This is a genomic window from Neisseria sp. S1 (assembly GCF_048060015.1).
In the GTDB taxonomy this organism is placed as follows: domain Bacteria; phylum Pseudomonadota; class Gammaproteobacteria; order Burkholderiales; family Neisseriaceae; genus Neisseria; species Neisseria arctica.
In genome coordinates, this window is record NZ_JBLUPI010000012.1 from 12261 (window position 1) to 23609 (window position 11349).

15 protein-coding genes are annotated in these 11349 nt (G+C 48.1%); 6 read left to right on the forward strand and 9 right to left on the reverse strand.

Translation table 11 applies throughout. The features are described from left to right. The first annotated feature begins 42 nt into the window (after positions 1–42). Complete coding sequence (locus tag ACEPPX_RS09325) at positions 43–537, forward strand: DUF4442 domain-containing protein (RefSeq protein ID WP_416623793.1); 495 nt, start codon at positions 43–45, stop codon at positions 535–537. Positions 538–804: 267 nt separating this feature from the next. After that, the gene (locus ACEPPX_RS09330) at positions 805–1152 is read left to right on the forward strand and encodes a winged helix-turn-helix transcriptional regulator (RefSeq protein ID WP_416623794.1); all 348 of its coding nucleotides are present in this window, start codon (positions 805–807) and stop codon (positions 1150–1152) included. 70 nt (positions 1153–1222) lie between these two features. On the opposite strand, the gene ACEPPX_RS09335 is transcribed toward ACEPPX_RS09330, so the two are convergent. Then, positions 1223–1354: a hypothetical protein gene (locus ACEPPX_RS09335; protein WP_268777908.1), complete on the reverse strand. Its 132-nt coding sequence runs from the start codon at positions 1352–1354 to the stop codon at positions 1223–1225. Between the two features lie 129 nt (positions 1355–1483). Beyond that, entirely contained in the window at positions 1484–1768 is a 285-nt protein-coding gene (locus ACEPPX_RS09340) for a DUF3079 domain-containing protein (protein WP_416623839.1), read from the reverse strand. A gap of 454 nt (positions 1769–2222) precedes the next feature. On the opposite strand from ACEPPX_RS09340, the gene yccS reads away from it, so the two are divergent. Continuing rightward, a complete protein-coding gene (yccS, locus tag ACEPPX_RS09345) occupies positions 2223–4391 on the forward strand; it encodes a YccS family putative transporter (RefSeq protein WP_416623795.1) in 2169 nt (722 codons plus the stop codon). A gap of 176 nt (positions 4392–4567) precedes the next feature. Here yccS and ACEPPX_RS09350 read toward each other — a convergent pair whose 3' ends face one another. From ACEPPX_RS09350 to ftsE, 3 genes are read right to left on the reverse strand one after another with little or no spacing between them, the layout of a single operon-like run. Beyond that, a complete protein-coding gene (locus ACEPPX_RS09350) occupies positions 4568–5185 on the reverse strand; it encodes a Type 1 glutamine amidotransferase-like domain-containing protein (protein ID WP_416623796.1) in 618 nt (205 codons plus the stop codon). Positions 5186–5226: 41 nt separating this feature from the next. Further along, complete coding sequence (gene ftsX / locus ACEPPX_RS09355; protein WP_416623797.1) at positions 5227–6141, reverse strand: permease-like cell division protein FtsX; 915 nt, start codon at positions 6139–6141, stop codon at positions 5227–5229. Continuing rightward, positions 6138–6791 (reverse strand): cell division ATP-binding protein FtsE, encoded by a 654-nt coding sequence (gene ftsE / locus ACEPPX_RS09360; protein ID WP_416623798.1) that lies wholly within the window; start codon positions 6789–6791, stop codon positions 6138–6140. Before ftsE ends, ftsX begins: the two co-directional genes overlap by 4 nt. 215 nt (positions 6792–7006) lie before the next feature. Between ftsE and ACEPPX_RS09365 the strand changes: the two genes are divergently transcribed. Further along, complete coding sequence (locus tag ACEPPX_RS09365; protein WP_416623799.1) at positions 7007–7258, forward strand: BolA family protein; 252 nt, start codon at positions 7007–7009, stop codon at positions 7256–7258. Positions 7259–7323: 65 nt separating this feature from the next. On the opposite strand, the gene ACEPPX_RS09370 is transcribed toward ACEPPX_RS09365, so the two are convergent. Together ACEPPX_RS09370 and ACEPPX_RS09375 are read right to left on the reverse strand one after the other, a co-directional pair. Further along, positions 7324–7650: an FKBP-type peptidyl-prolyl cis-trans isomerase gene (locus tag ACEPPX_RS09370; RefSeq protein ID WP_047761669.1), complete on the reverse strand. Its 327-nt coding sequence runs from the start codon at positions 7648–7650 to the stop codon at positions 7324–7326. 75 nt (positions 7651–7725) lie between these two features. After that, the gene (locus ACEPPX_RS09375) at positions 7726–7959 is read right to left on the reverse strand and encodes a DUF2061 domain-containing protein (protein ID WP_047761668.1); all 234 of its coding nucleotides are present in this window, start codon (positions 7957–7959) and stop codon (positions 7726–7728) included. 153 nt (positions 7960–8112) lie between these two features. Between ACEPPX_RS09375 and ACEPPX_RS09380 the strand changes: the two genes are divergently transcribed. Further along, entirely contained in the window at positions 8113–9063 is a 951-nt protein-coding gene (locus ACEPPX_RS09380; RefSeq protein ID WP_416623800.1) for a D-2-hydroxyacid dehydrogenase, read from the forward strand. Between the two features lie 106 nt (positions 9064–9169). Here the strand turns inward: ACEPPX_RS09380 and ACEPPX_RS09385 are convergent, their stop codons facing one another. Together ACEPPX_RS09385 and ACEPPX_RS09390 are read right to left on the reverse strand one after the other, a co-directional pair. Then, positions 9170–9496: a zinc ribbon domain-containing protein YjdM gene (locus ACEPPX_RS09385; RefSeq protein WP_416623801.1), complete on the reverse strand. Its 327-nt coding sequence runs from the start codon at positions 9494–9496 to the stop codon at positions 9170–9172. A 60-nt stretch (positions 9497–9556) separates the two neighbouring features. Further along, on the reverse strand, positions 9557–10177 hold the full coding sequence (locus ACEPPX_RS09390) for a LysE family translocator (protein ID WP_416623802.1): 621 nt from the start codon (positions 10175–10177) through the stop codon (positions 9557–9559). Between the two features lie 307 nt (positions 10178–10484). On the opposite strand from ACEPPX_RS09390, the gene ACEPPX_RS09395 reads away from it, so the two are divergent. Further along, on the forward strand, positions 10485–11345 hold the full coding sequence (locus ACEPPX_RS09395) for a LysR family transcriptional regulator (protein WP_416623803.1): 861 nt from the start codon (positions 10485–10487) through the stop codon (positions 11343–11345). Positions 11346–11349 lie beyond the last annotated feature (4 nt).

An 11349-nucleotide genomic window follows, 5' to 3' on the forward strand; every position in this document is an offset into this window, starting at 1 on the left:
TTCCCGTACCCTATTATTGCAAGGTTGCCAAGGAGTAGAGGTATGCGCATAGAAAACAAGATGTACTGCAGTTTGAGGAGGCTGGATAAACTACCCGTTTCATGGCGTGAAATGGTGCAAACGCGCCTGATGGGGCGTTTTGTACCGTTTTTATCAACCGCAGGTCTGCGTTTCGAACAATTGAGCCGGGAATCGGTGAGGGTAAGCATACGGAACCGCCGTGCGGTACAAAACCACATCAAAGGCGTGCATGCTTGTGCGATGGCTTTGCTGGCAGAAACGGCGACGGGTTTTGCAGTGCAGATGAATGTGCCTGACGACAAACTGATTTTATTAAAATCAATGAATATTCAGTATGTTAAGCGATCAGTCGGTAACATGCATGCAGTAGCGCGCATTAGCGATGAAATGGCGGCACGTTTGCAGACAGAGGAGCGCGGTAATTTTGTTGTTCCTTGCGAGGTGGGAGACGAGAGTGGGGAACCGCCCGTATTGGTGGAAATGGTATGGGCGTGGGTGCCTAAGAAGCGTGATTGAGAAGTTGTTGTGAAATCAGCTTTATTTTATAATTAATTCATTGATTTAAATTTTATTTTTTATTTTGATGAATTTAAATTAACGGTATTTGCATCTCGCTTGGCCGTCTGAAAAAAGTTTCAGGCGGCCTTTGTTGTTTTGTGTGGATTTCCGATATCGAATGGATAATTTGGAGAACATACCGGTAGCAAATTGTAAGATAGGGTCATGGCAAAAATCAGTTTATCTGCGTTATGATGGGATTTTATGGCTGATAAGGATAAGGTTATGGCGGTAAATGTATGCTCGCCTGTCAATACAACGCTTGAAGTTATCGGCGGTAAATGGAAGCCTGCGATTGTTTATCATCTGATGCAGGGTACACAGCGTTTTAATGAATTGCGGCGGCTGGTGCCTGAGGCCAGTCAGAGGATGCTGACTTTGCAGCTGCGCGAATTGGAAGAATCGGGGATTATCCTGCGTAAGGTTTATCCGGTAGTGCCGCCGAAAGTGGAATATTCTCTAACCGAGTTTGGCCGGACGCTTGTGCCGGTGGTTCAAGCTATGTATGAATGGGGGCAAACTTATGCCGAAGAATGTGTCAGGATAAAAGCCATGCAAAAAGATGCCGTCTGAAATATGGCGGCAAACCGGCACAAAGGAGATGCAACTCCCTTTCGTTTGCCGGCATGATTTCCACAGTTTATTAAATCTTGCAGGCGCCCCCGGCACAGTTATCATCTTCTTCAGCGGCATCTACACCGCCCTCTACGGTAACATCGTCAAAATCTTCCAGTAGGGAATCCAGATCGTCCAGCTCAAATTCTTGTTCGTTCATGTGAAATCTTTCATTTGGTCATTGAGGTTGTAGCAGTCGTACGTACGGTTTGCCATAGCGAAGCTGTGTTTGGCCGTTATGCCGTATTGCAGTTACAGACACCTTATCTTGGGGCGTAAAGAGGCGGATTCAACCGTCGGTTTTTTTACGGGGCAGTTTAATATGCGGTTTGATTTTCTTCGGTATGCTTACCGGTGCAGGAGCCGTATTTAAGCCGAGTTCCTCATATTGCTTAGGGCTCAGAAGATTACTCCAATCTCCGTGCCGGTACCAATCGCTACCGTCTAATTCAATCGGATGTTGGATACGCTCGCAGCCGTTGCCGCATTGCAGATCGGTAGCAGCGCAATATTTATCGCATCCCCAGCAGATACGTTCGGGATTTTTCGGGTGGATAGGAAACTTTTTAGCCATAGCGGTAGAAGCGGCAGAATCAAGCCAAATCATACTCTACGCCAATTATGAATAGTTTAACAATACGCCTTAAGTCGGATACTGCCGATTTTGGCCAAATGGGAAAAATTAATATACGGATGAATAGGGTTTGAAAAATAACTTTTATTTCAATAGTTAAAATTCCACGGTATTTTGTATGCCAACTTTACCGGTAGCTATGATGATGGGCGGTAAGTATTTTATCCGTTATCTGCAAAAGCGGCTTTCCCCGGGCTAGGTAACAGATCGTTATGCCGTCTGAAAATTTTAGCGGGCATGGTTTCATTGAAGAGGCCGTTTACACGGTTTTGTTTATCCATCGCAACAAACATTCCAATCAAGCCCGAACCCGGTTTGTAAAAGCACAGGCAAGTGCTGATTCCTGCTACAATTTATTTACTTTGTTGACAAATTATCCAGTTTTGCAGCCAATATGAAACTCCGAACACCTGCCGTCAATCCCAGAATCATGGCGACTATGCCGATTTTCTTCAGTGTAGCGATTGCCGCGGTGCTTGTTTGGTATTTCAACCTGCCCAAGCTGGCGCCGCCCTTAATTCTCGGCATTATTGCGGGCGGCTTGGTGGATTTGGACAACCGCCTGACAGGCCGTCTGAAAAATATTCTGTTTACCGTTATCGCTTTTTCCATTTCCTCGCTCACGGCCCAGCTGACTATGGCGCACCATTACCGCTATACGTTGGCTATGACCGCACTCACTTTCGGCTTTACTTTGTTGGGCGCAGTCGGCCTGCGCTACCGGACCATTGCATTTGGTACGCTGGCGGTGGCGATTTATACCACGCTCACTTATTCCCCCGATTCCCTGTGGTATGTTAATCCGTTGATGATATTGTTTGGCACAGTGCTGTACAGCAGCCTTACCCTGCTGATGCACATGTTGTTTCCGCACCGCCCGGTGCAGGAAAACGTAGCCGCCGCCTATGCTGCATTGGGGGGCTATTTCGATGCCAAAGCCGCCTTTTTCGATCCCGACGAAAGCGGCCAACTTGATAAACACCAGATCGGTCTGGCGATGAAAAACACCGGTGTTATCGGCGCATTCAACCAATGCCGGAGCTCTTTGTTTTACCGGATGCGCGGGCAGCACCGCCATCCGCGTACCAACCGTATGTTGCGCTACTATTTCACCGCCCAAGATATTCACGAACGTATCAGTTCGGCACACGTCGATTACCGCGAATTGGCGGAAAAGCTGAAAAATACCGACCTGATTTTCCGTATCCAACGTCTGCTCGAACTTCAGGCGCGCGCTTGTCGGGATGTAGCCGAAAGCCTGCGTAACGGCATCCATTACGAATACAGCGAACGTCTTGCCCGCGCCATTACCGGTTGCAAACAGTCGCTGAAACTGTATGCCGATACCCACGAAGGCGCAGATGTGCATACTTTGCGTCGTCTGCTTGATAATTTATACAGTATTGATTATCAGCTTTCCCATTTGGAAAGCGAAGAAGGCGCGGATGCCGATGCCGACAGCGATGCCACCCGTATTGCCGCCCTTGAAAAAGGCGGTTTGAAAAATGCATTGGTCACTTTACGCGGGCAGTTAAACTTCGAATCCGCCGTTTTTCGCCACGCCGTCCGCCTGTCGTTGGTGGTTTTGCTGATTTGCGCCATTATAGAAGCCTTCGATTTCAACTTGGGCTATTGGATACTGTTGACAGCGCTGTTTGTCTGCCAGCCCAACTATTCTGCCACCAAAAGCCGCGTTAACCAGCGGATTGTCGGAACCCTACTGGGCGTATTAGTCGGATCCATCGTTCCGTATTTCACGCCCTCTATGGAAACCAAACTGTGGATAATCGTTGTTTCCACCACCCTGTTTTTCTTTTTCCGTACCAATAAATACAGCTTTTCCACATTTTTCATCACCATACAGGCGCTCACCAGTTTTTCGTTGGCCGGATTCGACGTTTATGCAGTTTTGCCGTTCCGTTTGATAGATACCGTGATAGGTGCTGTGATTGCATGGGTGGCCGTTTCCCACCTGTGGCCCGATTGGCGTTATCTCACATTAGAGCGTACCGCAGGCCGTGCGATTGCCTACAACGGAGCCTATCTCCGAGTGATTCTCGACCAATTGCAAAACGGCGGTATTGATGATGTTTCCTACCGCAGCGTACGCCGCCAAACCCACGAACGCGCAGCCGCCCTCAGCAGTACCCTTTCCGATATGAGCAGCGAACCGAAAAAATACGGTAGCAAAGTGCAAGACGGTTTCGAATTATTGCGGCTGAACTATACGCTGGTCGGCTATATCTCCGCGCTGGGTGCTTACCGCAATCAGATGCAGAACCAAAGCGGCGATAGTTTTATCCACGATTTTTACCGCACCGCCTACCGCATAGCGGATTTACTCGACCATATCCGCGAGTTGGATGAAGCCCGCTTTCAGACGGCCTATCATGAGTTGGAAACCGAATTGCAGGCCTTGCAGCCGGATTCCGCCGCTGGAGACCGCCAGCAGATTGTACTGTGGCAGCAATTGGTGATGATTACCCGCCAACTGCCCCCGTGCTTTGCCGCTTTATACCGTGAACGGCAGGCTGAAGCCGATAATGCTGTTGTAGAGGTTTGAGAGGGTATGAATTTCAGACGGCAATAATTATGGGTGAAAGCGGGCCAGTATAAACAGATGTATGAAAATAAGCTGAAAACCTCTAATTTTGTGTAGAAATAAGCATAATTAGAGGTTTTCATTTTGAGATAGCAGAATATTGGGAAGATTTATGCAACCATTCATCCAAGGATAATTTATATGCTTGTTAATTTTCTGACTTCATTACCTTCTATTATTACTGTTTCTTGATTGCTTAGTGGTAATAAATTTAAGTGGGCATAGTGTTGGATAATTTGTTCGCTGGCTTGGACAAATGGATAATTTTGATAATGTGGGACAATATAAAAATCTACAATATCCAAGCCGTTGTCTGATTGTAAGTGGGAGGCGTGTTCACGATTATCCATTAATTCCGAATAAGTGATGCTTTTGGCAGCCAAGATTGCTCCCGCCGATTCACCTATGTAAACCATCCCCTCTTCAATACGGCGCTTTAATATATCAATTAGATTTTTGTTTTGTAATTCTTGTAATAAATAAAATGTATTTCCACCCGATATATATACTAGATCAGTTTGCTCAAGTTTATTAACTGCGGTTTCTTTATCCGTATTGGCAATATCTAAAATTTCAATTTGATAACCCATCTCTTGCCATTTTTGTTCTGCTTCGTACACATAGTTTTTGTAATCTTCAATATTTGAAGCAGTGGGAATAAATAGAACAGGTGAATTTTTAATATGCTTTTTGAAGAATGGTTCAAGTAAATGAGCGGTTCCTGCAAAATATGAAGCCAAACAAATCTTTTTCATAAGCATTTTATCCTTATCTTCTAGATATTTAGTTAGCAGCTTTACCGTTTGGCTTTAAAGCTGAGCAGATGCTGCTGCGTTGCCAACCATGCGCCGGCAATGCCTAAGGCGGTTACGACGGCTAATACCAGCAGGATTTCCCAGGTATAGAAGAAACGCCATTCGATATTTAAGCCATAAGGCTTGAATATTTGGTTGACCAGGGGCTGGCTGGCGCGCATCAGCCAAGCGCACAGGCCGAGGCTGATGGCGGCGGAAAGCACGCTCTGCCAGGCGGCCTGATAGAGGAAGGGGCGGCGGATAAATGATGCGGGCGCGCCCAAGAGTTTGGTGATTTCGATTTCCTCTTTGCGGCTTAAAATTTGCAGGCGGATGGTGTTATGCGCTACCAATACAAATGCCACGCTAAGGGTAACGGCTAAGAACCAAAAGATTTTGTGAACGAAATTGTTGATTTGGTACAGCGTCTGCATCCATTCGGTATCGAGTTTGGCACTCTCCACCATAGGCAGTTTGCCCAAATCCTGTTGCAGCGCCTGCATTTCTTCGGGTGTGCTGCCGGTGTCGGGCGTAACGATGAAAACATCGGGCAGCGGGTTTTCGTCGAGCATGGAAACCAGATCCTGCCCGCCCATGCTTTGCTGCAATTCTTCGAGGCCTTTTTGTTTGCTTACGAATTCGCTTTTTTGAATGCGCTTGTCTTCGTTGAGCAGGTTTTTAACGGCCGAGCTGTCGACTTCGTCGGCACCCAGTTCCATATAAAGGGTGATTTGCGGGGCTTCGTTGAGTTTGCCCAATACGGCTTGGCTGCTTTGTACGCCGAGGTAGAGAGCCAGCGGTAGGGTCATGGCGATGGCCAGCATCAAGAGAATCAGCAGCGTGGCAAGCGGTTGGCGGATAAAGTGGTGTAGGGCATTGCGGGCCGATTCGATGTGGAGCGACAGATAATGGTTCATGAGGCAAACCTGCCTTCCTGCAAGCGCAAAATACGGTGGCCGTAATCAGCCATTAGGGTTTCATCGTGGGCGGCTACGATAACGGTAGTGCCGACTTCGTGAAAGGTTTTGAAGAGTTCCATAATGTCGAGTGCGTAGGCACGGTCGAGGTTGGCGGACGGTTCGTCCGCAATCAGTAGGCTGGGCTGGTGTACGACTGCGCGGGCGATGCACAGGCGTTGCTGTTCGCCGCCGGAAAGGGTAATCGGATCGGCGTTTTCGCGTCCGCTCAAGCCGACTTTCTCAATGGCGACGCGGGCACGCTTCTCGGCCTGTTTCGGGTCGTAGCCGATAATGCGCAGCGGCAGCAGTACATTTTGCAGCACGTTGCGGTCAAACAGGATTTTGTGGTCTTGGAACACGATGCCGATGTGCTGGCGCAAAAAGCCGATTTGGTTGTCGTTGAGGCTGCCGATGTCTTGATTGTTCATCCACACTTTGCCGCTGCTGGGCTTGGTGATGCCGGCAATCAGTTTCAAAATGGTGGATTTGCCGGCTCCCGAGTGTCCGGCGACGAAAATCATCTCGCCTTTGTCGATGTTGAAGCTGACGTTTTTCAATGCTTGAAAACCGCCGGGATAGGTTTTGGAAACTTGTTCGAAACGGATCATGGTTTTGCTCGGATAAATGGGCTTGGGCCAACTTTTTCTGCCGTGTTTCATACCCGGTATGGTACGGCGGCAGCGTGAAGTTTTGCCTGAAAGAATGAATCCGATTATACAGAATATCGCCGTAAGATTCAGTTGGCCGTCTGAAACCTTTGTCTTTATAATGGCTGGGCTTGTGCGGCCGATGCCGTCTGAAAATTATTGATAAAGGAATATTTATGCTTACGCCTGAAGAAGTGAAAGCCATGATTGCCGTGGTTGTGCCGTGCGAACATATCGAAGTGGAAGGCGACGGCCATCATTTTTTTGCCCATATCGTTTCCAGCGCATTTGAGGGCAAGGCCCGCTTGGCGCGCCACCGTTTGATTAAAGACGGGCTGAAGGAAAAACTGGCCAGCAATGAGTTGCACGCGCTTTCCATCACCACTGCCGCTACGCCTGCGGAATGGGCGGCCAAACAAGGGCAGTAATTTTTATAGGCTTGCAAAAAGGCCGTCTGAAACATTTTCAGACGGCCTTTTTTGGCTGATACGTTTTATTCGTATACTTTGAGCAGCTCTACTTCGAAAATCAAAGTAGCATTGGGCGGAATCACACCGCCCGCACCGTGTGCGCCGTAGCCCATTTCAGGCGGAATGGTGAGCTTGCGTTTGCCGCCTTCTTTCATGCCGCCGAAGCCTTCGTCCCAGCCTTGAATAACCTGACCGACGCCCAGAACGATGGTAAGCGGTTGGCGGCGGTCGAGACTGGAGTCAAATTTGGTGCCGTCTTCCAGCCAGCCGGTGTAGTGTACGGTGATTTCTTTGCCTTTCACGGCTTCCTTGCCGTGGCCGGTTTCGATGTCTTCGATAATCAGACTCATGCTTATTCCTTTGCAATCGGATGGGAAATGCGGCAAGATTAACACAGCGTCGGCAGTTTTAAAACCAAGGCTGTTTCAGTTGCCCACGCATTGGTGTAACGGAAATTTGTTTTTGGCACGGCGGCCTTTAATGCCTTGTTTGCGCTCGTAGCGATTCCATGCTTTTTCGTGGAAATAAAATACCACGGTATTGGCGATGGGCTCGATTAAGGCAACCGCGCTCGAAATACCGATGCTGCCGGTCAGCAGATAAGCCACGCCGAATGCGACTCCGAAGTGTAAAACGGCAAAAGTAATGGTTTTCAACATAATGGTTCCTTTGCTGATGGAAGAGGCCGTCTGAAACCGCCTTGTGTTTGCATGGTTAAATAATAACTATTATCAAATATAAAAAATAGTTGATTATTTAAATTTGCATTTAGTGAAAATTTATTGAAATTAAAAAATAGATAGGATTAAAAAATGGCTATAAAAGTAGTGGTACTCGACCGCGATACGCTGGTGCAGCGTCCTTTTGACTTTCATTTCGACCACATCCTTGAAGAGTATGGCAATACCCTGCCCGAGCAAACGGCAGAACGTATCGAGGGGGCGGATATAGTAGTAAGCAATAAAGTTTTTATCGGTGCCGAACATATCGCCGCCAACCCCCGGTTGAAACTGATTGCCGTTTCAGCTACCGGCTACAACAATGTCGATATCCAAGCAGCCAAGGCGGCCGGTGTTACCGTATGCAATATCCGCGCCTACGGTAATGAATCGGTGGCCGAACATGCTTTTATGCTGATGATTGCGTTGATGCGTAATTTACCCGCTTACCAGAGAGATGTAGCGGCAGGCTTGTGGGAAAAATCACCGTTTTTCTGTCATTTCGGCGCGCCTATGCGCGATTTGAACGGCAAAACCCTGGCCATTTTCGGGCGCGGCAATATTGGTAATACGCTGGCGGGTTATGCGCGTGCTTTCAATATGAATGTGGTGTTCGGCGAACACAAACACGCCGCCGCAGTGCGCGAAGGTTATGTATCTTTCGACACCGCCATCCGCAGTGCCGATGTCATTTCGTTGCATTGCCCGCTCACTGAAAATACCGCCAATATGATAGGCGAAGCCGAGCTGCAACAAATGAAACCAGGTGCCATTATCATCAATTGCGGGCGCGGCGGTTTGGTGGATGAAAACGCTTTGGTGGCCGCTTTGAAATACGGCCAATTGGGCGGGGCGGGTTTTGACGTGCTGACCGAAGAACCGCCGCGCCAAGGCAACCCGCTATTGAAAGCGCGCCTGCCCAATTTGATTGTTACTCCGCATATGGCTTGGGCAAGCGATGAAGCCGTGAACCGCTTGTTTGATATTCTGGTTGAAAATATCAACGGCTTTATGCGCGGTGAGCCGCAGAATGTTGTGGTATGAGTAGTCAGGCTGGGTAACGGAAATAGCCGTAATGAAAGATGCCGTCTGAAAAGTTTTCAGACGGCATCTTTCATTTTTCCAAGGGGATACGGTTTAAGTATCGGGCTTAGGCTTTTTTCACAAATTCCGATTTTAAATTCATTGGACTGCCATCGATTTTGCAGGCGATATCATGATCGCCTTCCTGCAAATGGATACCTTTTACTTTGGTACCTTGTTTAATCACTTGCGAAGAGCCTTTGACTTTCAAATCTTTGATTAATACCACCGTGTCGCCGTCGGCCAGGGGTGTGCCGTTGGCATCTTTGACAACCACGGTTTCTTCAACGGTTTCACCCTCCGTCCATTCGTGGGCGCATTCGGGGCAAACCAGTTGTACACCGTCGTGGTAGGTAAATTCTGAATGGCATTGCGGGCAGGCCGGCAGGCTCATAATGTTTCCTTGTCTCAATCATAAAAACGCAATTATAAACCAATCGCCGCTGCCGATGGTTTATACCTGGCCTGCGGATGAAAACAGCAATAAGAGACCCAGCAGGATTAATATGCAGCCGATAACGCAGTTGACATATTTTTGGCGTTGCAGCAAGGCATGGCGTATGTGCGGGCTGGAAAGAACGAATGTCACAAATACAAACCAAACCAGATGTGCTGCCGACATAAACAAACCGTATCCGGCCTGAACCGCTATCGGCGTATCGGGGCGCACGATTTGGGTAAATGTGCTTAACACGAACAGCGTGGTTTTGGGATTGAAGGCATTGGTAATAAAACCGCTTTTAAAAGCGGCAGAATCGGACAGCGTATCGCTTGCCGTGTTCAGCCCGCTTGAAACGAGCCGGTATCGGCAAGTAGTAAAGCCGATGTAAACCAAATAGACTGCCCCAAAAAATTTAACGGCGTGAAACAGCATAGGGAATTTCAACAGCAGAATGCTTACCCCCAATAATGTATAGCCGACATGAATCCATACGGCAGAGGCAATGCCGCATGAAGTCAAGATGCCTGCACGGCGGCCATACAGATAGCTGTTGCGCGTTACCATGGCAAAATCGCCGCCCGGGCTGATAACGGCGAGAATGGTAATGGCGGCCACGGCCAATAGTTCTTGCATAATCGTATTTCCTTTCTTAAAACAGTTGTTAAATCTGCTGTGATATATGCGGCGTAAATCGGTTGCCAACCGGTTACCGGTTTCTATACGGCGGGCGGACTAAATATGAAAAAACATCCGAAAAAATTATCTGTTTTCGGTAAAGCTGTTTGGAAGTACGGTATTTTCAGACGGCATAAATATCAAAATAATGAATTTATTATGTTGATTTATATGCTTATAATGACTTCCCATCAGGCTTTGGATAAATTGTGCGGTAAAAACAGGTTGAAAAAAATCGAATTATTTTTTTGAAAAATGTGAGTTTATGGAAAGTATCAGGCGTTTCCCTCTAAATGCGTTGAAGTTCTTTTTTTGCGTCGGCAAATACGGCGGTTTGGCTGCGGCGGCAGAGCAGTTGTGTGTGACGCACGGTGCGGTCAGCAAACAGCTGAAGATATTGGAAGAGCATGTCGGGGAGGCTTTGTTTTTTAAGCAAGGGCGCGTATTGCGGCTTTCTCCGGCAGGTTTAAAACTGTATGAATCCTGTCAGTATATGTTTGCGGAGCTGGACAATACGCTGGCAAAGCTCAAACACAGCCAAGAGCGTGATTTGGTGGTTTCCTGCGAGCCGACGCTGGCGATGAAATGGCTGATTCCGCGGATAACGCATTTTCCGAAAGAATACGGTTTTCACGTGGTGATATTGGCGGCGGGCGGTCAGGTGGATTTTCAGCGGCAGGCGGTAGATGTAGCCATCAGGCGTAACGATTTCACATGGCCGGAAACGGTATTTGCCGAGTATTTGTGTGCTGAAAAAACAGGGCCGGTGCATATTCCCGAGCCTTTATATCTGAAAAAACTGCATACCCATACACGCCCCGATGCGTGGAGCCGTTGGGAGAAACAGTATGCCGGCGCAGAGTTGCCGTATGAAGGCGATATGTTTTTCGAACATTTTTATTTGTCTATCCAAGCCGCTGTGGCTGGATTGGGCGTGGCGGTGGCTTCTGAATTGATGGTGGATGAGGAAATACGGCGCGGGATATTGGCTGCGCCGCATGGTTTTCAAGACGACGGTTCGGCCTATTATCTGCTTTCGGATATACCGTTTGAGGCCGACTGCCGCCGCCAAAAGTTTTTATCGTGGCTGAAAGAACAGATGCACTCAGCGGTAGTTGGGGCATAACGTT